At 42.4% G+C, this 22,170-nt stretch carries 22 protein-coding genes; 6 read left to right on the forward strand and 16 right to left on the reverse strand.

The window, feature by feature from the left end; translation table 11 throughout:
* Positions 1 to 154: 154 nt before the first annotated feature.
* The 9 genes from nth to PXH59_RS05485 all read right to left on the reverse strand — a co-directional run bounded on the left by nth (position 155) and on the right by PXH59_RS05485 (position 8,444).
* On the reverse strand, positions 155 to 787 hold the full coding sequence (nth, locus tag PXH59_RS05445) for an endonuclease III (RefSeq protein ID WP_285810692.1): 633 nt from the start codon (positions 785 to 787) through the stop codon (positions 155 to 157).
* An 11-nt stretch (positions 788 to 798) separates the two neighbouring features.
* A complete protein-coding gene (locus tag PXH59_RS05450) occupies positions 799 to 1,500 on the reverse strand; it encodes an electron transport complex subunit E (protein ID WP_285810694.1) in 702 nt (233 codons plus the stop codon).
* 2 nt (positions 1,501 to 1,502) lie between these two features.
* Positions 1,503 to 2,129, reverse strand: a complete 627-nt coding sequence (gene rsxG / locus PXH59_RS05455) for an electron transport complex subunit RsxG (RefSeq protein WP_285811650.1) — start codon at positions 2,127 to 2,129, stop codon at positions 1,503 to 1,505.
* 282 nt (positions 2,130 to 2,411) lie between these two features.
* Positions 2,412 to 3,431, reverse strand: coding sequence for an IS110 family RNA-guided transposase (locus PXH59_RS05460; RefSeq protein ID WP_047771998.1), 1,020 nt, complete (start codon positions 3,429 to 3,431; stop codon positions 2,412 to 2,414).
* 150 nt (positions 3,432 to 3,581) lie between these two features.
* Positions 3,582 to 4,661 carry an electron transport complex subunit RsxD gene (gene rsxD / locus PXH59_RS05465; RefSeq protein ID WP_285810696.1) on the reverse strand — a complete coding sequence of 360 codons (1,080 nt, stop codon included), beginning with the start codon at positions 4,659 to 4,661 and terminating at the stop codon, positions 3,582 to 3,584.
* 12 nt (positions 4,662 to 4,673) lie between these two features.
* On the reverse strand, positions 4,674 to 6,689 hold the full coding sequence (rsxC, locus tag PXH59_RS05470) for an electron transport complex subunit RsxC (protein WP_285810698.1): 2,016 nt from the start codon (positions 6,687 to 6,689) through the stop codon (positions 4,674 to 4,676).
* The gene (rsxB, locus tag PXH59_RS05475; protein ID WP_285810700.1) at positions 6,682 to 7,305 is read right to left on the reverse strand and encodes an electron transport complex subunit RsxB; all 624 of its coding nucleotides are present in this window, start codon (positions 7,303 to 7,305) and stop codon (positions 6,682 to 6,684) included. Before rsxB ends, rsxC begins: the two co-directional genes overlap by 8 nt.
* On the reverse strand, positions 7,305 to 7,886 hold the full coding sequence (gene rsxA, locus PXH59_RS05480) for an electron transport complex subunit RsxA (RefSeq protein ID WP_047770938.1): 582 nt from the start codon (positions 7,884 to 7,886) through the stop codon (positions 7,305 to 7,307). Before rsxA ends, rsxB begins: the two co-directional genes overlap by 1 nt.
* A 117-nt stretch (positions 7,887 to 8,003) precedes the next feature.
* On the reverse strand, positions 8,004 to 8,444 hold the full coding sequence (locus PXH59_RS05485) for a DUF2569 domain-containing protein (RefSeq protein ID WP_047770937.1): 441 nt from the start codon (positions 8,442 to 8,444) through the stop codon (positions 8,004 to 8,006).
* A gap of 149 nt (positions 8,445 to 8,593) precedes the next feature.
* Between PXH59_RS05485 and PXH59_RS05490 the strand changes: the two genes are divergently transcribed.
* The gene (locus PXH59_RS05490; protein ID WP_285810703.1) at positions 8,594 to 9,634 is read left to right on the forward strand and encodes an oxidoreductase; all 1,041 of its coding nucleotides are present in this window, start codon (positions 8,594 to 8,596) and stop codon (positions 9,632 to 9,634) included.
* 37 nt (positions 9,635 to 9,671) lie between these two features.
* Positions 9,672 to 10,661, forward strand: coding sequence for a bile acid:sodium symporter family protein (locus PXH59_RS05495; RefSeq protein ID WP_285811652.1), 990 nt, complete (start codon positions 9,672 to 9,674; stop codon positions 10,659 to 10,661).
* A 39-nt stretch (positions 10,662 to 10,700) separates the two neighbouring features.
* Here the strand turns inward: PXH59_RS05495 and add are convergent, their stop codons facing one another.
* The 3 genes from add to manA form a co-directional block, all read right to left on the reverse strand.
* Positions 10,701 to 11,702, reverse strand: coding sequence for an adenosine deaminase (add, locus tag PXH59_RS05500; protein ID WP_285810705.1), 1,002 nt, complete (start codon positions 11,700 to 11,702; stop codon positions 10,701 to 10,703).
* A gap of 206 nt (positions 11,703 to 11,908) precedes the next feature.
* Positions 11,909 to 13,441, reverse strand: a complete 1,533-nt coding sequence (locus PXH59_RS05505; protein ID WP_285810706.1) for a YdgA family protein — start codon at positions 13,439 to 13,441, stop codon at positions 11,909 to 11,911.
* Positions 13,442 to 13,554: 113 nt separating this feature from the next.
* Positions 13,555 to 14,727 (reverse strand): mannose-6-phosphate isomerase, encoded by a 1,173-nt coding sequence (gene manA, locus PXH59_RS05510; protein ID WP_285810708.1) that lies wholly within the window; start codon positions 14,725 to 14,727, stop codon positions 13,555 to 13,557.
* A 172-nt stretch (positions 14,728 to 14,899) separates the two neighbouring features.
* Between manA and fumC the strand changes: the two genes are divergently transcribed.
* Entirely contained in the window at positions 14,900 to 16,294 is a 1,395-nt protein-coding gene (gene fumC, locus PXH59_RS05515; protein WP_047770931.1) for a class II fumarate hydratase, read from the forward strand.
* A 59-nt stretch (positions 16,295 to 16,353) separates the two neighbouring features.
* Here fumC and tus read toward each other — a convergent pair whose 3' ends face one another.
* Entirely contained in the window at positions 16,354 to 17,280 is a 927-nt protein-coding gene (tus, locus tag PXH59_RS05520) for a DNA replication terminus site-binding protein (RefSeq protein WP_285810710.1), read from the reverse strand.
* A gap of 211 nt (positions 17,281 to 17,491) precedes the next feature.
* On the opposite strand from tus, the gene PXH59_RS05525 reads away from it, so the two are divergent.
* On the forward strand, positions 17,492 to 18,124 hold the full coding sequence (locus PXH59_RS05525) for a helix-turn-helix domain-containing protein (RefSeq protein WP_285810711.1): 633 nt from the start codon (positions 17,492 to 17,494) through the stop codon (positions 18,122 to 18,124).
* 112 nt (positions 18,125 to 18,236) lie between these two features.
* Here PXH59_RS05525 and PXH59_RS05530 read toward each other — a convergent pair whose 3' ends face one another.
* Positions 18,237 to 19,442, reverse strand: coding sequence for an MFS transporter (locus tag PXH59_RS05530; RefSeq protein WP_285811654.1), 1,206 nt, complete (start codon positions 19,440 to 19,442; stop codon positions 18,237 to 18,239).
* A 201-nt stretch (positions 19,443 to 19,643) separates the two neighbouring features.
* Here PXH59_RS05530 and PXH59_RS05535 point away from each other — a divergent pair, with 201 nt between their 5' ends.
* Together PXH59_RS05535 and bioD are read left to right on the forward strand one after the other, a co-directional pair.
* Positions 19,644 to 20,558, forward strand: coding sequence for a LysR family transcriptional regulator (locus tag PXH59_RS05535; protein ID WP_285810713.1), 915 nt, complete (start codon positions 19,644 to 19,646; stop codon positions 20,556 to 20,558).
* A 152-nt stretch (positions 20,559 to 20,710) separates the two neighbouring features.
* Positions 20,711 to 21,379 carry a dethiobiotin synthase gene (gene bioD, locus PXH59_RS05540; protein ID WP_047770927.1) on the forward strand — a complete coding sequence of 223 codons (669 nt, stop codon included), beginning with the start codon at positions 20,711 to 20,713 and terminating at the stop codon, positions 21,377 to 21,379.
* Positions 21,380 to 21,436: 57 nt separating this feature from the next.
* On the opposite strand, the gene PXH59_RS05545 is transcribed toward bioD, so the two are convergent.
* Positions 21,437 to 21,727, reverse strand: a complete 291-nt coding sequence (locus tag PXH59_RS05545) for a DUF1161 domain-containing protein (RefSeq protein WP_200897793.1) — start codon at positions 21,725 to 21,727, stop codon at positions 21,437 to 21,439.
* 33 nt (positions 21,728 to 21,760) lie between these two features.
* Positions 21,761 to 22,117, reverse strand: coding sequence for a DUF1283 family protein (locus tag PXH59_RS05550; RefSeq protein ID WP_285810715.1), 357 nt, complete (start codon positions 22,115 to 22,117; stop codon positions 21,761 to 21,763).
* Positions 22,118 to 22,170 lie beyond the last annotated feature (53 nt).

Consider the following 22,170-nt stretch of genomic DNA (forward strand, 5'->3'; position numbering starts at 1 on the left):
CTTATGAAGTTATCCAAAAAACCGAATCCATCTTAACGTGTCTATAAATTTCAACAGGGAAGGAACAATAATGATATGGTTTTTCAGTCTGCCTCCTGTAATGATCAAAAATGATCAAATAGAAGACAGACTAATGGAAATTTAAGATTTTTTACTATTCGGTTTTATCCGCATATTCACAAAGATCCTCAATAATACAAGATCCACAGCGCGGTTTACGAGCAATGCAAGTATAGCGACCATGCAGAATCAACCAATGGTGACAATCAACCTTGAATTCGGCTGGCACAACTTTCAATAAGTTCTTCTCAACTTCATCAACATTCTTTCCTGGGGCAAAGAGGGTTCGATTGCTGACACGAAAAATATGTGTATCAACGGCAATGGTTGGCCAACCAAAAGCGGTATTTAAAACAACGTTAGCAGTTTTTCGACCGACACCTGGCAGCGCTTCCAGCGCTATGCGATCTTCCGGTACTTCTCCTTGGTGTTTTTCCAGCAATATCCGGCAGGTTTTGATCACGTTTTCCGCTTTAGTGTTATATAACCCAATGGTTTTTATATACTCCTTTAAACCATCAACACCCAAATCAAGGATCGCCTGCGGAGTATTAGCTACGGGGTATAGTTTTGCTGTTGCTTTATTTACGCTGACATCTGTAGCCTGCGCAGATAGCAATACAGAAATCAGCAACTCAAATGGAGAATTAAACACCAGCTCAGTAGTTGGATGTGGATTGTTATCCCGTAAACGGGTGAGTATCTCAATCCGTTTTTGTTGATTCATATCTGATTACTTCAGCCTCTTGTGATATGGCTTCCACAGCCTTTTTCCAGGTACTGGCGTTCTTTATTTTCTGTCCGATTTTTGATGCGTTCATCGATGATATATTTTCCTGCCAGCATCAAACCTAACCCAATGAAAGCACCCGGTGGCAAGATGGCAAGTAGGAAAGGGGAGTCCAGATGAATTATTTCAATCCGCAGTGATTTGGCCCAACTACCCAGCAATAAATCCGCACCATCAAAAATCGTCCCGTTTCCCAAAATTTCTCGCATGGAACCCAATACGAATAAGGCGAAAGTTGCTCCCAGCCCCATTGAAAGGCCATCAATCGTCGAATGGTAGATCGAATTCTTTGATGCGTAGGCTTCAGCACGACCAATCACGATGCAGTTAGTCACAATCAGGGGAATAAAAATACCCAATGATCCGTAGAGTCCGAAAGCAAAGGCATTGATTAACATCTGGACAGCGCTGACGACAGACGCGATTATCATCACATAAATTGGGATACGGATTTCATGAGGAACCCAGCGACGTAAGGCTGACACTGCCATATTGGTACTCACTAAAACCAGTGTTGTCGCTAATCCTAATCCCAGAGCATTGGTTGCTGTGGAGGAAACGGCCAATAAAGGGCAAAGCCCTAAAAGCTGCACCAATGCGGAGTTATTTTTCCATAGTCCCTGAATAAATAGATTCTTAGCTTCATTCATGATTATTTCTCTTCACAAGTTGGCAGGGAAGAAAGTTGCGTTGGCACTGTTTCCAGATAAAGCGCAGTTCGTTTAACGGCACTGACAACAGCACGTGGTGTAATGGTTGCACCGGTAAATTGGTCAAACTCTCCGCCATCTTTTTTGACTGCCCAATTGTGATCATCCTTTGACATGATTTTTTTGCCAGAGAAAGCATAGATCCAATTGGAAATTCTGGTTTCAATTTTGTCGCCCAAACCCGGTGTTTCATGGTGTTCAGTGACACGAACCCCCAGTACGCTACCGGAAAAATCGGCACCAACCAGTAATTGAATTGCCCCTGAATAGCCATCAGGCGCCGTACTTTCTAACGCAGCGGCGACCGGAACGTCTTTTTTGCGGGCGAGGTAAAGACGGTGAGGTAGTTCATTGCCTAATGCATTGTTTGTCACTAGATAGCATTCATTTTGCAGATCATTGTCGTATAAAGCAGGAGGAACAACTTGATCCAATAATACCTTATGCTGCAAAGCTGCCTGTTCGGCGATCCGATCCTTTGTTAATGAATAAACAATGGCGGTTAACCCTGTCGTACAAGCCGCGAAAATTGCAAGGGTAATCCCGTGACGACGCATAGTTTCTAACATAGTACACTCTATATGAACGCATCCCGTTTGCAAGACAAAAACCACGCTGACATCGACGGTAGGTTGCAGCTCTATATCCGGCCTTATTGCAGCCAAAACTGCGGGCCTCGATGTAATCCGCTGGCTTGCTCCTCATTCTCCTGACGAGCTTTATGCTCAAGGAACTATTCAGGTTTAGCAAGTCACGGTCTTACCTGTCTTTGTCATCGTTACCTTTGCCTCAGCAATCTTTCTGCATTCATCCTTGTTGTGTTACAAGTTAAAGTTGACCAGTGAAGCGCCTTAGTAAGGCCTGACACTGACGTAATCTTTTTGGTAGTCCCGTTGATGGGCAACCAGTGCCCAAACGGTACGGGCCAGCTTATTAGCCATGCCTACTATCGCTACACAGGCTGGGCGTCGTTTTTTCAGTTCTGTCACCCACGGCGACGGGGTTTTCGTGAGTAAGGTGGCTGCTCTGGCACCGTGAATAAACAGGGTTCTCAGGTAGGTATCTCCCCGTTTACTGATCCCCAGTAATTTAATTCGGCCTCCTGTTCCCGTCTGTTTTGGCACCAAGCCCAGATAGGCCGAAAACTCTCTGCCCGACCGGAACGCGCTGGGATCACCCATGGTTGCGATAGCCGCTGTCGCAATCAGGACACCGATACCTGGAATTTTCATAATCCGCTGACAATCTGTATTCTGTTTTGCCCATGCAATAAGGTGTTTTTCCACCTGGTCGATTTGCTCATCAATTTCGTTCAAACGATGGTATTGCTCTTCAAGTAGATTGAGCAGAAACGGGGCCAGTCTTTCTCTGAGTCGCTCAAGTACTTCGGGCATCGCTTTATCCAGTGAGGCTCTGCCCTTATGCACCGTTTCACCAAATTCCAACAGCAAACCGTGCAGTGCATTGATTTGCGCGGTTCTGAATTTGAGCAATTGGTGGCGCATTCGGTGTAATGACAGAATCGCCTGTTGTTCTTCGTTTTTGACGGCGACCGATTTACCGGGTTGCTGAACCGCCAGCCAAATAGCCCGGGCATCCTGAACATCGTTTTTATTGCCCATTCGGAACGCCCTGACAAATTGCGCCCGAAGCAAACGGACTTCATGCCCAAGCTTCCTTAGCTCCCGTGCCCAATAATGCGCACCGCCACAGGCTTCCATGCCAATCAGGCAAGGCTCACGGTTACTAAAGAACGTTAAAAAGTCATTTCGCCTCAGTTGCTTATCAATGAGTTCACCGGTGTATTCATCAACAAAATGAATCTGCATCAAATGTTTTGCAATATCGACGCCAAAAGGAGTATGTTTCATGAGTGGATCCTCCAGTCATCAGGGAGCAACAGGCTCCCGCTTTTAGGCACTATAAGGCCGGAAATCTGTGAGGATCCACGCCTCATCTCTCAATTCCAGTGCGGTGCCAAAGGCCAAGTGGTTGGGATGCGTTCATTACATTCTCTTTTCCTATTTATGGCCGTAAGCACGAGGCTGGGTGTAATGGTCAATAAGTGGTACACATATGTTTGCCAGTAATACCGCAAATGCAACCGCATCAGGATAACCACCATAAACTCGAATTATCCAAATAAGCCCACCAATAATGGCTCCGTAAATCAAACGGCCTTTTGGTGTTGTTGATGCGCTAACGGGGTCAGTTGCAATAAAAAATGCGCCTAACATGGTTGCACCAGAAAAGAGTTGCAATAAAGGCGGTGAATAACGAGTAGGATCAAAAAACCAACTCATCAATGCACAAATACCCAGTGACAAAATAAATGCCGTTGGGATTTGCCAGTTAATGATTTTTCGGTTGAGCATAATCAGGCCGCCAACCAAATAAGCCACGTTAACCCATTGCCAGCCAATGCCGGCTAAAACACCTTGTAATATAGGTTGTTGCAATACTTCATCAATATTGTGAGTCAACCTGCCAGTTTTGAAACTGTCCAACGGTGTTGCCTGACTTAATCCATCAATACCTTGTTGCAGTTGTAACAAAGTAGAGCTATCTGGCGTATGTCCTGTGAAAATGACCACCAAGCTATCCCATGGCGTTAAAGTGAATGTCTGCAAAGATTCAGGGGGCAACCAACGGGTCATTTGGACAGGGAATGAGATCAACAGAACGACATAGCCAATCATGGCAGGGTTAAACGGGTTTTGCCCAAGTCCTCCATACAGATGTTTAGCAATAATGATAGCAAAAAAGGTGCCTAGCACGATTAGCCACCATGGTGCTAATGGTGGCAAGCTAATACCTAAAAGCAATCCTGTGACTAAAGCAGAGTTATCTTTGAGATAGGGCAGTATTAGTTGTTTTTTTAATGCGATAGCAGCAGATTCAGCTAATAATGCGGTAATGATAGCCAATAAGATCTGGAATAAGGTTCCGGGGCCAAAGAAACAGGTCTGGACAGCAATACCGGGTATGGCAGCTAAAACCACCCAAAGCATGATCTGGCTGGTGCTTTTTTGATTATGTGTAAAAGGCGAACTAGCGACTTTTAGTTGGTTGTTGTCAGTTTTTACTGGCCTAAATTTCATCGATAAATTTCACTATTCTGTTGTAACTTTTTCTTGAGCTTGAGCGGCTTTTTTGGCTTTGGCCCGTGCAATAGCTGCCGCGACAGCCGCTTTACGGGGATCGGTTTCTTCCGGTTTTTCGGAACCCGTCTGGGGGAGAGTCGATTCAGGTTGGCTTTGAGCGGCTTTTTTGGCTTTAGCACGCGCAATAGCCGCAGCAACGGCTGCCTTACGTGGATCTTGCTTATCATCCGCGCTATTTTTTTGCGGTTCCTCTGGTGACGTTGCCACCTCTCCACTTTTTTGTGCTGCCTTTTTCGCTTTTGCCCTGGCTATTGCAGCCGCGAGGGCAGCTTTTCGCGGATCATTACCTTCAACCGATATTGATGTATCTTCTTCTATATTTAATCTTGTAGTAATTTGTTTTTCTGCCTGACGAGTACGCAACTGGTCTTTTCTGGCCTTACGTGCTGCAATTGCTGCCGTATTGTCAGGTAATTGGCCTGCCTGCACAATGACAGATTCGCCTGTATTTCCCTGTTTTTCCTTCGCACGGGCAAGAGCGGCTTGTACAGCACTTTTATCACTGCTATTTACTTGAACCGCCGCTTTCTTATGACGTTCTTCACGCGCCAATTTTTCCCGTTCCATACGTGCCTGTTTGGCTTCAAAACGCATTTTAGCTTCAGTAGAACGGCGTGCTTCTGCTTCTATCGCCCATATTTCAGCTTTTTCCTGTCGGTAGTATTGAACCAGGGAAATATTACTTGGGCACACATAAGCACAGGCGCCACATTCAATACAGTCGAATAAATGGTGATTTTTGGCCTTTTCATGTTCTTGCCCACGGCTGAACCAAAACAGTTGTTGTGGCAACAATCCAGCAGGACATGCTTCAACGCATAAGCCGCAGCGGATGCATGCTTCTTCAATGACTTTGGGTTCCATCTCTTGTACCGAAGGTGCAAGAATACAGTTACTGATTTTGACGATGGGGACATTCAAATCAGGCAAAGTGAATCCCATTAATGGCCCACCCATAATGACCATTTGTTCTGATCCTGGGTTAAATCCGGCTTGTTGTAACAGGAAGTGAACGGGGGTGCCGAGGCGAGTCCAGAAATTACCGGGAGAAGTGACAGCTTCGCCTGTTAGCGTAACTACACGTTCGATTAACGGCTCGCCATCAATAATAGCCCGCTTTATCGCCACGACTGTTCCCACGTTTTGCATAAGAACGCCGATGTCAGAAGAACGACCGCCAGAAGGTACTTCTTTTCCGGTCAGGATCTTGGTCAGTTGTTTGGCACCACCAGAAGGATATTTTGTTGGAATGACGCGCACAATAATGGACTTATCACCATTAAGTGCTGTGTTTAAGGCATTAATTGCTTCGGGTTTGTTATCTTCAATACCGATCAACACCTGCTTTGGATTAAGCAAATGCATCAGAATACGGATACCCGAAATAACCTCTGGCGCATGTTCCTGCATTAAACGGTCATCAGCGGTGATATAGGGTTCACACTCAGCCGCATTGATGATCACCGTCTTGAGATTGTGTCGTCCGCCTTTAAGTTTTGTTTCGGTAGGAAAACCAGCACCACCTAAGCCAGCAATACCGGCTTGTTGAATGCGTTGCAATATTTCATCGACATCCAGCGTGGTGTAATCAGCGACTGGGTTACGTTCTCCCCACTGGTCTTTACCATCAGGACGCAACCGGACGCACAATTCTTTTAGCCCGGAAGGGTGAGCCGTAACGTAAGGCTCAATTGCAATAATTGTCCCGGATGTGGAAGCATGAACAGGTACTGTTCTGCCCACTCCAAACGTTAAAGCCTGGCCTTTCAGCACATTATCACCCGCTTTAACCAGCAGTTCGCCTTCTGGTCCCAAATGTTGCTGTAAAGGGATGATTAATTCATGCGGCAATGGTGCATGGCGTAATGGGATACGGCTGGATTGCAGCTTCATTTCTGGTGGATGGATACCACCAGCAAAATCCCAGATTTTATTTTTGTTAAGCAAGTTGAGCAGATTAAACATGGGTTTTAACCTCAACAGGATTAACAGAAGTGAACAAAGTAGATTCGGGTGTCACGGGAATATTTTTTACTGGGATGGTGTTTAAATCCCATTTCCAATTTGAGGTAGTAGTAGCAACGGGGATCATCGTAATGCAATCTGTCGGGCAAGGTGCGACACAGAGGTCACAACCTGTGCAGAGATCTTCAACAACCGTGTGCATGGCACGGTTTGCACCAATAATGGCATCTACAGGGCAAGCCTGAATGCATTTTGTGCAGCCTATGCAATTTTCTTCATCAATGAAAGCCACTTTTCTGGCTGGATTTTGAACGTTATCATCGCCATCCAACGGTTGTGGATCAACACCCAGCAATTCAGAGATTTTGATCATAACTTGCTCTCCACCGGGGGCGCATTTATTGATCATCTCGCTATTGTTGGCAACCGCTTCAGCGTAGGGTCGACAACCAGGGTAACCGCACTGTCCACATTGACTCTGGGGTAATAGGTTGTCGATATTTTCAACAATCGGATCTTCTTCTACTTTAAAACGACGAGCAGCAAAACCAAGGATTAGGCCAAAAGCTAATCCGAGTATGCTTAACACGCCGATAGCAACCCATAATGACATCATTAGAATTTCACCAAACCACTAAATCCCATAAATGCGAGGGACATTAACCCTGCGGTAATAAGCCCTATTGATGAACCACGAAATGGGAGAGGAATGTTGGCAACGGCCAGGCGTTCCCGAATGCCGGCAAATAGCACCATGACGAGCGAAAAACCTGCGGCAGCGCTGAAGCCATAGACAGCAGATTGTAAAAAATCGTGGGATTGATTGACATTCAGTAATGCAACACCAAGGACAGCACAGTTAGTTGTAATCAGTGGCAAGAAAATGCCTAACAAGCGATAAAGCGTCGGGCTGGTTTTGCGGACGACCAGTTCAGTAAACTGAACGACAACCGCAATAACGAGAATAAAGCTCAGAGTTCGTAAATAAGCCAAGTCAAGCGGGACAAGAATGAATGTGTTTACCAGCCATGAACAAATAGAGGCCAGGGTAAGAACAAAAGTTGTGGCCAGCCCCATACCGATGGCGGTTTCGAGTTTTTTGGATACACCCATAAATGGGCACAGACCCAAAAATTTTACTAAAACAAAGTTATTGACCAAAACTGTGCCAATAAATAACAAAAGGTATTCAGTCATTGCTATACCCGAAAATAAGATATTGGAAAATGGAACACGGCTTACATAGTTTGAGTAGAAATTCCCCACCTGAACGTGGGGAAGTGGGGCAATGATAACAATCAATTGTGGGGTATGTTATCGATCTTGTGTGAAAGTCATTTTCACCCGGTGGGAGCGTTTAATATAAGGAATGAAAACGGCAGCAGCCAGTAATGGCCATAATAGGGAACGTATTGCCATTTCATCAGAAATAGGAGAAAAGGCAAAAGTTTTTATGGCTATCAGCACGGAAACCATCAGCCACATAATAAAGATTCGTGGGAATCGTTTTGAACGAATAAAAAGGAGTTTCAATACCCATACAGTAAAACACCACATCATTGTCGTGGTTAATACTGAGGCATACCACAATGCAGTAAAACTCCCCCCTATTTGATGAATAGCTTCATTTTTATGGATAAACGTCATTATATATAACAGTAACATCAAACCGGCAGCAATTAATGTCATGATTAGATATGCCGCAGGTGCTAATAACCAGCCATTAATACGATAATAATCATTGGACTGATACATAAGAGGTTTTCACTCCATCATGAGTGTTTTGGATATTAGGAAAATGATTATAGGAAAAAGAGCGTAATACTGGAATCAGGATTTGCTAACGTGTGAGAGGTGGTGATACTTTCTGATGCCTGATTTACGATCATTTTTTAGAGGCAGCTATGAGTGATTTTTTAAAAGTTGGGTTGGTAGGTTATGGTTATGCAAGTAAAACGTTCCATGCGCCATTGATTGCAGGAACATTCAATATTGAATGCGTTGCTATTTCCAGCAGTGATGCAGATAAAGTTAAAAAAGACTGGCCAGCAATATCGGCCGTTTCTTCACCGGAGGAACTCTTCCGTGATCCCAACATTGACCTTATTGTGATCCCAACTCCAAATGATACTCATTACCCATTGGCACAACAGGCATTGGCGGCAGGTAAACATGTCATCGTTGATAAGCCCTTTACTATTACGGTAGAACAAGCTCAAGCATTGAAAAAGCAAGCGGAAGAAGCCAATTTATTGCTATCTGTATTTCATAATCGCCGCTGGGACTCTGGTTTTCTGACGGTGAAATCAATTATTAAAGAAAATAAATTGGGAACACTAAAATATTATGAAACCCATTTTGATCGTTACCGTCCCGTTGTTCGTCAGCGCTGGCGTGAAGCTGCCGGAGCCGGTAGTGGTATTTGGTATGATTTAGCTCCTCATTTACTGGATCAGGCCGTTCAACTTTTTGGCAAACCACAAGCCATCACAACAGATTTGGGCATGATGCGTCCGAATGCAGAGACGGCGGATTATTTTCATACCCAACTTACCTATCCTGATTTGAAAGTTGTATTACATGCAACGATGCTCGCAGCGGCAGAATCACCTATTTATACATTGCATGGTATGGCTGGCAGTTATACTAAATATGGGTTGGATACTCAGGAAGAGCGTTTAAAGGCGGGGGAAAGACCACCACGGGCAGACTGGGGATACGACGCACGGGATGGTTATATGACGTTGTCACAAGATGATAACTTGGTTACGAAAGTTGTTCCTACTGTACCTGGCAATTATGGTGCTTATTATGCCGCTATTCGTGATGCGATTTTATTTGGAAAACCGAACCCAGTGACTGCCAGCGAAGCTATTTTGATTATGAAGCTTATTGAAGCCGGTGAAAAATCGGCAAAAGAACGGCGCACAATCTTAATTGACTAATTAAACAATGGCAGGTGGGGCAAGGGGGCTTATCTTGATGAACGTGTTGCAAAAATTAAGAATTGATCCTTTTTTAGTTATACTGATTGCGGTGGTCATCATTGCATCGTTTTTTCCTTGTGAAGGTGAAGCGAAAAAGTGGTTTCAGTACTTAACAACGGCCGCTATTGCGTTGTTATTTTTTATGCATGGAGCGAAGTTATCCCGTAATGCCATTTTGGCAGGAATAGGGCATTGGCGGTTGCACTTGGTGATTTTCACTAGCACTTTTATTTTGTTTCCCATACTGGGAATGGGGTTAAGTTTCATCGTGCCAGAGTGGATGTCACCAACGATTTATATGGGCTTTCTTTATCTTTGTGCTTTACCTGCCACGGTGCAATCGGCTATCGCTTTTACCTCCGTTGCCGGGGGAAATGTTGCTGCCGCGGTATGCAGTGCTTCCGCCTCAAGTTTATTAGGCGTATTCCTGTCTCCATTATTAGTTGGTTTTTTGATCCAGGCTCATGAAGGCGCTGCTCAAACTGATACCTGGCAAGCGATAAAAGATATCATCTTACAGTTGATGGTGCCTTTTATTGCTGGACACTTATCGCGTCCTCTGATTGCCGGTTGGGTGGAAAAGCATAAAAAATGGGTCAACATGACCGATCGTTCTTCTATCTTGCTGGTGGTTTATGTTGCATTCAGTGAGGCGGTGGTGGGAGGTATATGGCATAAAATCGATGCTTATTCACTGCTTATGATTGGGATCGTTTGCTGTGTTTTATTGGCTATCGTACTAATAATTAACGTATATAGCTCGCGTCTGCTGGGGTTTAGTAAAGATGACGAAATCACTATTGTGTTTTGTGGTTCGAAGAAGAGCCTGGCGAATGGTGTGCCAATGGCAAATGTATTATTTCCCGCGCCAATGGTAGGTGTGATGCTGTTACCGCTGATGATTTTCCATCAGATCCAATTAATGGTTTGTGCTGTTCTTGCACAGCGTTATGCGCAGCGCCTAAAAACAAAAAAGGCAGAGTAGTTTTCTGCCTTTGGAACAATTTAGCATAAATAATGTTTCTTAGCGGTTGGCGGCTTTTTCTTTCAGTGCCTGTTTTTCTGCTTCACTAAGGAATGCAGTTGCCAGACCATTAATCTGCGCCTGTCGGATCAGCGCTGGAGACAGCCCCGCTGCTGGCGCAGCAACGTTATACTCATGACGAATTTCAATGCCTTCTACTGCCGGATCATCGGTATTAATTGATGCCAAGATCCCGTGCTCAAGAAATTGTTTCAGCGGGTGAGCTTGCAAAGAACTGACTGTGCTGGTTTGCAGGTTTGATGTCAGGCAGGATTCAATACCGATGCCATATTCAACCAAATAATCCATTAGGGCTGGATCAGTGATTGCTTTGACACCGTGGCCAATGCGGGTTGCCCCCAATTCACGAATAGCGTGCCAGATGCTTTCCGCACCTGCGGCTTCACCTGCATGTACGCTAATATTCCAGCCTGCGTCACGCGCTTGGATAAAATGTTGCTCAAAGAGATGGCCGGGGAATCCTAATTCATCACCGGCCAGATCTAATGCGGTGATATGTTGTTTATGAGCAAGAAGTCCAGTGAGTTCTTCGGTGCAAGCTTTTTCCCCAAATGTTCTACTCAGAATACCAATTAAACGGATCTGAATATCATGTTTCTGGCTTGCTGAATGAATACCCTCGATGACTGCTTCCACAACACCTTCAACGGGAAGTTGGTGCTTCATAGCCATGTAATAAGGGGAGAAACGCAGTTCAGCGTAGTCAAGACCCGCATTGACCGCATCTTCAACGTTTTCAACGGCGACCCTGCGGCAAGCTTCTAAATCGGCAAGTACAGTCACACCCCAGTCCAATTTTTGCAGGAAACTGACAAGATTAGGTTCATTTTCAATGATTTGGACATGAGGACGTAATGCATCCAGCTCATAAGCTGGGAGTGGGATATTATGTTGACGAGCAAGATCCAAAATGGTTTCGGGACGGATATTACCGTCGAGGTGACGGTGCAGATCGGTCAGTGGAAGCTGTATGTCAATCATTTTCTTATCCTTCTTATCAAATTTTATATACAAAAAAGCCAGCCAACGTGTTGACTGGCAAGAAAGTGAAAGCACTATTGATATCTTAATGTTAGCGATGTCTTAGCTGAGGAGGTTTTTTTAACCTAAGCATGTACTTTCTTGTGGGAGAACCCGAAAGCCGGGTTCTGGTTATTTATTTAGATGACGGTGAGTTAACTGTACACTTATTCAACGAAAGGAAGTTCAGCTTTGGTATCATCATGCTGATTTTGTTCACCATCTGCTTCATCATAGGACCCTGCAAGGCCATTATCAAGCAGGAATTGATGTAAGCTGGACTCTTTGTCGTTTAATTTGACTTTATTATTGGTGTAGTGAAAGTTGAGACCAATGATACCGTCTTTATCAGTAAGAATTTTGTTTTGAACCCCTTTTTGAGTCATCATTTTAACTTGTTGTTCTGCCTGAGCTTCTGCGGCAGCTTTATCCTGACCATCTAGCATCGCTGATTGCGTAATAGATTCCATCAACATGGCTTTCGGTACATTAATGTGCAAGGACAACTCTTGGACCAGGGTACGAACTATCTCTTCCGGTCCCATGAGTTGCAATGCACTTTTATCTTCAGGAATGTTTTGTAAGGAAAGTTTGAAATCTACTGAACTCTCGCCTTTACTGTTTTTCCAGCTAAAAGGAGAAATGCTAAATTGTGGATTGTTATTCAGGAGGAGATGTAAGTTACTGAGTACTGCCAGGGAAGTTGCATCATAAGATGCTTTATCTGTAGTCAAGGCGGCTTCTGCCGCATCATTATAAGCTTGGGTAAATTTACGTACAGACTGGCCATCGAGTTTTTCCATACCCAGGGCTAACTTACCAGAGCCAAACTCGATATCCTCAATTTTTACACCATCAATGCTATAAACGATTTTGATGTTCAGATTGTCCTTGTCCTCATCTAAATTGGATATCACTTTCATTCCCCTAAGCGCAATATTTGGCTCATTAGGAATTCCATTCATACTGAATTCGCCAATACTGTAGCTTTGATCTCCGGTATAGATATCAAATTTACCTTTTTTATTATCTCCCTTAAAATCAATACCTTTAAGTGAAACTGTTTCTTTTTTGGTAGGATCACTAAAAGACAATTCATCACTTTTGACTGTGAAGGAAAATTCACTGAGATCATGATTAACGTCGGCACTGATTTTTGCGCCTGAAAATGACAGAACCCGTTGGTCACCATTTTCAGGCGTTTCCGTATGATTAATCGGGACCAGTTCAATGTTAGCAGAGAGCGCACGGCTATAACTGACTTTAGCATTTAAGTTAAACAATGATTTTTCATTTGTGATATTAAATAGTTTTTTCAACGCATCATTTTTTTCCAGTTCTGCGTGGACAGAGGCCATTTGGGGTATCAGGTTGAATTTCTTCAGGTTAGAAATCGGAAATGGCCCATGATCAATTGTCGATTTGAAAATGATTTCTTCATTTGGCGGAATATCGGCATTTTTTACACCATTCTTGATGTTTAGGATCAAACGGACATCGGAGCTGAAAATCCCTCGTTTGAAATCTTTTGCTTGCCATTCTATGCCACTTTCAGGAAATGATTTCACCAGTTCAGTGTTCGCCTGTTTTATGAAGCTATCTAAACGGTCTTCAAGTTTCTTACCTGTATACCATGATGTTCCTGTCCATACCGCACCCATAGCAACAACAACGCTTACTGCAACTAACGATTTTTTCATGTGGAAATCCCATCCTTTTAACGCGTTATGCGTTTTGTATTTATGTCAAAATTCACTGAAAAATATGATTAATAATCAATAAAAGCAATCATAACCATATTAATATAATAAAATTAATTAGATACTCTGGCTATTCTCCCCTGACCATAAACAGTGACGGCTTTTTCAATAGCAGGTAAGAAGATTGATTCACCTGAGAGTAATTTTAACTGCTGCTTATCAGTGCTGATAACTGCTTGCCCTTCAACACAAAATAGAACCGATGCTGAATCATTTTCCAATGAGATTGGTTGTTCTGAAACAGAATAAACAGAAAAACAAAAATCATTAACAGGAACAGGATAATTCAGCGCCTCTTTTTCCTGCCTTGGTTCGGTTAGCAAAGTATCGGCAGCTTTTGGAATAAAATCCAGATTAGCCATTAATTCAGGGACATCAATATGCTTACTGGTTAAACCGGCACGCAACACATTGTCAGAATTGGCCATAACCTCCAAGGCGACGCCATCAAGATAGGCATGGGGAGTACGGGCATATAGAAACATCGCCTGGCCGGGTTCGAGTTCAACGACATTGAGCAGGAGTGGTGTAAACAGTCCATTATCATCGGGATAGAAGAAGGTTATTTGTTTGATGGTATCCCACGGTTCGCCCTGATGACAGTTTAATGCTGACTTTAAGACAGCCATTGCCAACTGTTTTTGTTCGCCTTGCATATTCAATAACTGTGAAAACAGAAACGACAGATTTTGTTCAGTCGGTTGCTGGAGGAATGCCTGAATATCTGGATGTGCGGCAGAAACATGATCCAGTAATTGTGCGATCTCAGATAAAGGTCTAAAAGCATTCATGGCCTTGAACGAGGTCAGCGCATAGACCAATTCAGGTTTATGATTATCATCTTTGTAGTTGCGTTGTGCTGAATCTAACGGTATCCCTTGGGCATTTTCTTTGGCAAAACCTATTTCTGCGGATGTCTTATCAGGATGCACTTGAATAGACAGTGGTTGAGCTGCACACAATATTTTGAACAAGAAAGGCAAGCGCTGGAATTGCCGGGCTACTTTTCTTCCAAGGTATTTCTCTGGTTCTTGGTCGATCAACATACTCAAGGCGCTCATTTCACCCGTTTGAGGGTCTGTGACCAGTGAACTACATTTTGGATGTGCTCCCATCCATAATTCTGCCATTGGCTGATTATCCGAATTCTCGATACCATAAATATCCGTCAGAGCGGTTTTACTTCCCCAGTCATAATGTTGGATTTTGTTGGTCATTTTCAGCATGGCGGAATTTCCTATAATAAAAAGTAACTTATTTATATGACAACAATACAATAAACACGGTTAGGTCGCATTATCGATAATAACTTTATGGCATGATACGCGAATGCCGACTAATTTATCCGCAAAGTTTGTTCCGGCGTATTCAATTATTCTGTGTGCTAAGGAGATAGTAATGGCAGCCACTCGCATTGAAAAAGACTCAATGGGACCTATCGAAGTACCTGCTGACCAATTATGGGGGGCGCAAACTCAGCGCTCACTGGAGCATTTCCGTATTTCTCAGGAAAAAATGCCAGTTGCATTGATTCATGCGCTTGCATTGACTAAACAAGCTGCGGCTAGCGTCAATATGGATCTGGGCCTTCTGCCTAAAGAACGTGGCGAAGCAGTCATCGCTGCGGCGAAAGAGGTGTTGGAAGGCAAACACCCAACAGAATTCCCTCTTGCTATCTGGCAGACCGGTTCGGGAACTCAAAGCAACATGAATATGAATGAAGTGTTGGCGAACCGTGGTAGTGAGATCCTTGGTGGTCAAAGGGGCAATGAGCGTCTGATTCATCCTAATGATGATGTTAACAAGAGCCAAAGCTCTAATGACGTTTTTCCAACGGCCATGCATGTTGCAGCAGTGACTGCATTACGTGAACATCTGTTACCAGAGTTAAAAGTACTACAAAAAACCCTGGCAGATAAAGCGGAAGCATTTAAAGGCATTGTAAAAATTGGCCGTACTCACTTACAAGATGCAACTCCATTAACCTTAGGTCAGGAAATTTCCGGCTGGGCCGCCATGTTGACACATAACTTGAAGCACATTGAAGAGAGTATTCCTCATGTGTGTGAACTGGCTTTGGGAGGTACTGCGGTAGGAACGGGACTGAATACACATCCTGAGTATGCCGTTCGTGTTGCGCAGAGAATTGCTGAATTATCCGGCCATCCTTTCGTCACTTCGCCAAATAAATTTGAAGCCCTGGCAACTTGTGACGCGCTGGTTCACTCACACGGTGCATTGAAAGGTTTGGCTGCATCATTGATGAAGATTGCTAACGATGTTCGTTGGTTGGCCTCTGGCCCTCGCTGTGGTATTGGTGAGATTTCCATTCCTGAAAATGAGCCAGGCAGCTCCATCATGCCAGGCAAAGTGAACCCAACTCAGTGTGAAGCGATGACCATGTTATGTGCGCAAGTGATGGGTAACGATGTGGCAATCAACATTGGTGGTTCGTCTGGTAACTTTGAATTAAACGTATTCCGCCCAATGGTTATCCATAACTTCTTGCAATCTGTACGCTTGCTGGCGGATGGTATGCGTAGTTTCAATGAGCATTGTGCTATTGGTATTGAACCTAATCGTGATCGCATCACCCAATTGTTGAATGAATCACTGATGCTGGTAACCGCATTAAATACTCATATTGGTTACGATAAAGCGGCTGAAATTGCTAAAAAAGCACATAAAGAAGGCCTGACGCTGAAGCAGTCAGCACTCCAGTTAGGATATTTAACGGAAGCTGAATTTGATGCGTGGGTTCGTCCAGAAGATATGGTTGGCAGCATGAAGTAAACTTGCTATATCAGCAAAAATGAAAAAACCGGAGAGCATTTGCTCCGGTTTTTTATTTCTCAGCGTTCTTTGTAGAGATGTAAGCGGGGAATGACCAACTCAAGTGGCTTCGCTTTGGGCTTATACTTATGTTTAATTGCGTTGGCATTGTAGTTGGACAAGGTGCCGATTTTAGGTTTGATTTCACCATCCTCTGTGTAGAAAACAATTACAGGAACCGGGCAGGCATACTGGACTTGCTTTTGTATCTCTGAATACCATACACGGGTAATAGGTTGCACTTTGACTGGTCGTTTGATTTTCAATACCACATCATCGGGTAATTTTTTAATATCTGTAATCTCCAATGCCACCAATGTTGCCCATTGATCACTGGAGTAGGGTGGGACTGTTCTGCCCGCATTGTAGCTTTTCTCCAGCCTTTCCAAAATTTGTTGTTTGGTGATTTTATTAATGATGTTCTTATTAGCCCACCCAAAATTAATGGAATCAGGGTTTAATAGAGGGGTGATAGTGCGATAGGCATTCAGGGTAATAAGACCACGCAAATGATTATGAACAAATTCAAATCGTTGTTCTTTGCTGATGCCTGATTCTTTGGTAACGATATTTTCTAACTCTATTTTTAATTGGTTGACTTCATTAATGACTTCCATTGCTTCTTTATATTGCTGGTGGTTAACAGCAAAACACAAGGCACCTGGCAGGCGGCTCGCCGCTTTACTGCTGATATTAGGATTATTATGGTGTATGAATAGTTTCTGATAGAAGTGTAAACCTACATTGAGCGCTTCATTTCCCTGTAGCTGATTGACCATAATTTCGGTTATTTGTTCATGTTCTTCACCTTTTTCAATTTTTGGTAATTCAAATACCCGTGCATCAAGAAGCCGATAACACATTAACAACTCCATCAGTTCAGAGAGCTTTTCTTCTTGTTTTTTAAAGCAAGTTGTGAGTGATTCTATTGAAAAATATTTATTCATGATTGTTCTCAAGTATACTCAATTTATTTAGTTACAACATACTTTTAGTATAAAACAAACCAAAAACAATCTACAACTTACCATCCCAAAAGCCAACCAAAAAAGAAAACGCCTATTGCGGAATAATTTAACATTGTGTTAAAAACACAATAACACGTTAATTGAAAATTAGATGATTGACACAGTGGGGCACACACCAGGGTCGTTAAATATGAAAAGACTAATTAAACCAATAAATTCCTTTAAGAAAGTGATCGATGCATTGTTACCATACTCTGACTTGATCACTACTGATTTATCAACACAAGAAAAAGCGATTAAAATAGACAGTGAATTTGCTAAGTTTTTTTTATTAGAGCAAGGATATATCAATATGCGCAGAATCAACGACAATTTAATCATTGCTACATTTTTTTCACCCTATATTATTGGTTTATCTTTCTATTCTGGAGCAGAAATCTATTATTCCATTGAGCTGGGGGAAAGTTGTAAAATTTATCAAATTCCTCGGGTTAGTGCATTGAATGCCATAAAGAAGCATGACCTCTATAGAGAGTGGATGAGGATAATTTCCTATAAAATCTCTTTCTTATATGCCAGAGATATTAGCCTCTTCCGTCATGACAATAAGGAAGTCGTATGTAGTTTGTTATCTCACCTGATGACCTTACCGACAGAATTCAGAGAAAATATTACGGCAATTAAATATATAGAACAAAGATGCACACTTTCGCGCAGTTGTATACAACGAATGTTATTTTCTCTAAAAAAAGAAGGATGCATTGAAATTATTGATGGGTATTTAACAAAAGTTTTAGTGCTACCGATTGAATCTTATTATTAATAATATTTCAGGTATCAGATAAACAATGAATAATTCAGATTATTTTAAATATTTTGTTAAAAAAGCCGACATTTATTATTTAAATAAAATTGATGTCGGCAGCTATATTTTATTATTTTGGTAATTTATTGAGTTTTAAGCCTAAACAAATAGCAATTATCATTAATAATGAAATGAATACAACAACGCCGTTCCATGCAAAATAGAACCAGAATACTCCACCTAATGTTCCAGCAATACTGGAGCCAGAGTAATAACAGAATAAATAGAGGGATGAAGCTTGTGCTTTGGCGCGCTTGGCTCTTTGTCCTATCCATCCACTAGCAACGGCATGAGCGGCAAAGAAGCCTGTTGTCAATATCATCACTCCCAGTATTACTGCCCAGACAGGAGAAAATAGGGTGATTAAGCAACCAATTAGCATCATACCAATAGCGGCTAACAAGACTTTTCCTCTTCCATGCTTGCTTATTAATCCACCGGCTTTAGTTGCGCTGTAAGTCCCTGTTAAGTAGACGACAGATAATAAACCAACAATAGTCTGGCTTAAATGATAAGGCGCTTCTAACAATCGATAACCAATATAGTTAAACATAGTGACAAAACTTCCCATAAGCAAAAAAGCTTCGGCAAATAGCAGGGGAAGACCTTGATCACGGAGATGTAGCTTCAAATTAATAAGTAATGATTTAGGTTTTAATGAGCTGGATTTAAAGTGCCTGGATTCTGGTAACATCTTCCAAAATGCAATAGCGGAGATTAAAGCAAATGTCCCAAGTAAGACAACGGCAATCCGCCATGAATAGTGATCAGCAATCACACCAGTAATCAAACGTCCACTCATACCCCCGATTGAATTACCACTGATATAGAGACCGATAGATAAGGCTACATAACTGGGATGGATCTCTTCACTTAAATAAGTCATCGCAACCGCGGCAACACCACTTAATGATAAACCCACTAGTGCGCGCATAAACAAAATCCCGTGCCAACTAGTTACGACAGAGCTTAAGAGAGTAAAAATGGCAGCGGCAATAAGTGATACTACCATGACATGTTTACGGCCAAGGGCATCGGATAAAGGACCGGTTATTAATAGACCGAGGGATAACATTCCCGTGGAAAGGGATAAAGCCAAACTACTATTGGCCGGCGAGATATCAAATTCATCTGACAAAATTGGCAAAATGGGTTGAACAAAATAGAGTAATGCAAATGTTGCCAGCCCTACGGCAAAGAACGAGAGAGTGACCCGCAGGTATACAGCATCTTCACGTTGAATGTAAGGCTGTTTACTTTTGTATCCTTGATTAATCGTGTTTTCAACATCTCTTTCGACGCCAGAGACTGCTGATTTTTCACTGACGCTTTGGATTGTATTCACGCTACTTCCTTACCTATGTAAAACAAACGTTAATTACTTGATGTAGATCAAGGATAGAAATTCATGAATATTTTGTCTAATATATTAATTATTCAGAATGATACTTTTAAAGTATCAATAGGATCATAAATAATGACTACTCATATTGAACTCAGACATCTGCGTTACTTTATTGCTGTGGCAGAAGAGCTGCATTTTGGACGTGCAGCAGAACGATTAAATATTTCACAACCCCCATTAAGCCAGCAGATCCAAGCGCTGGAAGCGAATATAAATGCCCAGTTACTGGTACGTAATAACAGGAATGTTAATTTAACACCTGCTGGGCATATGTTTCTTCAGGAAGCCTATCAAATCATTTCCCAAGTTGATGCGGCAGCAACCAAAGCGGCCAGAATGCAGCAAGGGGAGTTAGGGGAGATATCAATTGGCTTTACATCCACCACACCTTTTATGCAAAAAGTAACACTGAGTTTACGTCAATTCCGGGAACGTTATCCTGATGTTGCCATCCATATGCATCAAATGAATACCAAACAGCAAATCGCGCCTTTGCAGACAGGCAGAATCGATATAGGGATTATGCGTAATACGTCATTGCCCGATAACCTGGAGCATCAGTTACTCTTCCGCGAGCGCTTTATGTTGGCCGTATACGATGATCATCCTTTGCTGAAGTACGCTAGTGAAGGTGTGAATTTGGAAATGCTATCTGATTATCCACTGGTGTTTTTTGAGCGTGATGTAGGAACGGCATTGTATGATGAAATTATTTCCTTATTGGCTAATGTGGGAGTGGTTCCAACGATTTCTCAGGAGGCGGGGGAAGCCATGACGATATTAGGATTAGTCGCTGCGGGATTAGGAGTAAGCATTATTACGGAGTCGTTTACCCGAATGAAACTGGATGGGGTTCAATATCTGCCTTTAGCCAACAATCCTGCCTACTCCGAAGTTTGGTTGGTTAAACATAAAAATTACAATAACAGCACGGCGGCAGATCGGTTAACTCATCTCCTGATTTCAAACATTGTGGATGAAGTTTGAAGTTTTTAGTGGTAGCACGGATAACACCCATCACGCAAAATATTGAGCTAACGCAACCCCTATCTTAAACACATCTTCTACACTCTAACCTTGCTCGTTAAAAAGAGTAAGTAACCGGTCAATCTATTCTGTTATTACGGAAAAATGAATTTATGTTAACGCGCGTATTTGTTACAGGCACGGATACCAACATCGGTAAAACAGTTGTTACCCGCGCATTATTGCAAGTCTTTAATCGTGAAGGAACAACCGCAGTAGGATATAAACCTATTGCGACAGAAAAACATGAAACTCCGGAGGGAATACGTAATCGTGATGCCTTAATCATACATAAATCTTCACCGGTACAAGTGGATTATGAAGAAATCAATCCTGTTGTTTGGGAAAACAATTATAAAGAAGAAAATCGTGCTGATTTTACTCAAATGACAAAAGGTCTAAGAAATTTAGGCTATAAAGCAGATCGCGTCATCATTGAAGGTAACGGTGGTTGGCGTATGTTGCTGGAAGATGAAACGTTTTATTCTGATTGGGTAGTGCAAGAGAAACTCCCCGTCATTTTGGTCGTTGGTATTCAGGCTGGTTGTGTCAGCCATGCTATTCTAACGGCGCAATCTATCATGAATGAGGGGATTCCCCTGATTGGCTGGATTGCTAATCGTATCAATCCAGGATTAGCACACTACGCTAGGGTATTGGAAAGGTTACGGCGTCACATACCAGCTCCGCAGCTGGGGGAAATACCTTATCTTTTAAGGCCCGAAGAACGCGACTTGTCTTGCTATCTGGATATTGCTGCGATATCGGCAATTGATGATTAAAAAGAGAAATAAAAAGGGAGCAAATTCCGCTCCCTTTTCCGAAAGTCAGAAAGAATACTACTCTTGACCTTTCTTATCATGAGAAAGACGGACATAGACTATTTTTTGTTTACCATAATCACAATGACCAACAACTTTTCCACTTGTCGTATTGTTTTCAGTAACTTGATCACTAGGAACCAAGTCAAGTCTAAAATCCGTTGTTGAAACACCATTTTTAATGATCTTCTGCGCAATCTCTTCTTTCAAGTTTTCACATGTTTTCTTTTGTGAAGCTTGAGCTGCTTGTACTGTAAAGGAAGAAAACGCAAAAAACAAAGCTCCGGTCAGTAGGATCTTTTTCACCATCATCTCCTTATCTTGATGTCAGTGTTGATTTTATTAAGGTTTAATCGGGCGGCCTGTATTGATATTCAGACAACGTTTTGTGCTCGGTTCCCAATAAGCATTAATATCGACACTTTTTAAACAGGCTTCACGATTATCAGCTTCCATTTCATACTTATCAAACTCTTTTTCTTTACGTATATCTGCCTTATAGCGCAATCTTTTCTGTTCATTCCATTCTTCTTTGCTTTGACGGGCCATTTCTTTGCTCAAGGAAGTTTCTCCACCATTGATGGTTACACACGTGCTTTCTGACGTACATGGCGTAGAGAATGCGGACGTCTGCCAAAAGAGAGAAAATACCAGAGCAATAGCAGAAACACTTTTAACAATCAAAGAACGAACGTTCATTTTTGAACCTCTTTTACTATGTTACTTAAACTATAAGACTAAGCCATTTAACG

The organism is Xenorhabdus bakwenae, assembly GCF_030272115.1.
Classification (GTDB): Bacteria; Pseudomonadota; Gammaproteobacteria; order Enterobacterales; family Enterobacteriaceae; genus Xenorhabdus; species Xenorhabdus bakwenae.

What these genes read in the sequence shown, in the direction of transcription:
- bioD (WP_047770927.1), top strand. Translation starts at nt 20,711, where the DNA reads ATGTTAACGCGCGTATTTGTTACAGGCACGGATACCAACATCGGTAAA.
- PXH59_RS05545 (WP_200897793.1), bottom strand. Translation starts at nt 21,727, where the DNA reads ATGGTGAAAAAGATCCTACTGACCGGAGCTTTGTTTTTTGCGTTTTCT.
- PXH59_RS05550 (WP_285810715.1), bottom strand. Translation starts at nt 22,117, where the DNA reads ATGAACGTTCGTTCTTTGATTGTTAAAAGTGTTTCTGCTATTGCTCTG.
- fumC (WP_047770931.1), top strand. Translation starts at nt 14,900, where the DNA reads ATGGCAGCCACTCGCATTGAAAAAGACTCAATGGGACCTATCGAAGTA.
- manA (WP_285810708.1), bottom strand. Translation starts at nt 14,727, where the DNA reads ATGCTGAAAATGACCAACAAAATCCAACATTATGACTGGGGAAGTAAA.
- nth (WP_285810692.1), bottom strand. Translation starts at nt 787, where the DNA reads ATGAATCAACAAAAACGGATTGAGATACTCACCCGTTTACGGGATAAC.
- PXH59_RS05535 (WP_285810713.1), top strand. Translation starts at nt 19,644, where the DNA reads ATGACTACTCATATTGAACTCAGACATCTGCGTTACTTTATTGCTGTG.
- PXH59_RS05490 (WP_285810703.1), top strand. Translation starts at nt 8,594, where the DNA reads ATGAGTGATTTTTTAAAAGTTGGGTTGGTAGGTTATGGTTATGCAAGT.
- PXH59_RS05495 (WP_285811652.1), top strand. Translation starts at nt 9,672, where the DNA reads ATGAACGTGTTGCAAAAATTAAGAATTGATCCTTTTTTAGTTATACTG.
- rsxA (WP_047770938.1), bottom strand. Translation starts at nt 7,886, where the DNA reads ATGACTGAATACCTTTTGTTATTTATTGGCACAGTTTTGGTCAATAAC.
- PXH59_RS05485 (WP_047770937.1), bottom strand. Translation starts at nt 8,444, where the DNA reads ATGTATCAGTCCAATGATTATTATCGTATTAATGGCTGGTTATTAGCA.
- tus (WP_285810710.1), bottom strand. Translation starts at nt 17,280, where the DNA reads ATGAATAAATATTTTTCAATAGAATCACTCACAACTTGCTTTAAAAAA.
- rsxD (WP_285810696.1), bottom strand. Translation starts at nt 4,661, where the DNA reads ATGAAATTTAGGCCAGTAAAAACTGACAACAACCAACTAAAAGTCGCT.
- add (WP_285810705.1), bottom strand. Translation starts at nt 11,702, where the DNA reads ATGATTGACATACAGCTTCCACTGACCGATCTGCACCGTCACCTCGAC.
- PXH59_RS05450 (WP_285810694.1), bottom strand. Translation starts at nt 1,500, where the DNA reads ATGAATGAAGCTAAGAATCTATTTATTCAGGGACTATGGAAAAATAAC.
- PXH59_RS05525 (WP_285810711.1), top strand. Translation starts at nt 17,492, where the DNA reads ATGAAAAGACTAATTAAACCAATAAATTCCTTTAAGAAAGTGATCGAT.
- rsxC (WP_285810698.1), bottom strand. Translation starts at nt 6,689, where the DNA reads ATGTTTAATCTGCTCAACTTGCTTAACAAAAATAAAATCTGGGATTTT.
- rsxB (WP_285810700.1), bottom strand. Translation starts at nt 7,305, where the DNA reads ATGATGTCATTATGGGTTGCTATCGGCGTGTTAAGCATACTCGGATTA.
- rsxG (WP_285811650.1), bottom strand. Translation starts at nt 2,129, where the DNA reads ATGTTAGAAACTATGCGTCGTCACGGGATTACCCTTGCAATTTTCGCG.
- PXH59_RS05460 (WP_047771998.1), bottom strand. Translation starts at nt 3,431, where the DNA reads ATGAAACATACTCCTTTTGGCGTCGATATTGCAAAACATTTGATGCAG.
- PXH59_RS05505 (WP_285810706.1), bottom strand. Translation starts at nt 13,441, where the DNA reads ATGAAAAAATCGTTAGTTGCAGTAAGCGTTGTTGTTGCTATGGGTGCG.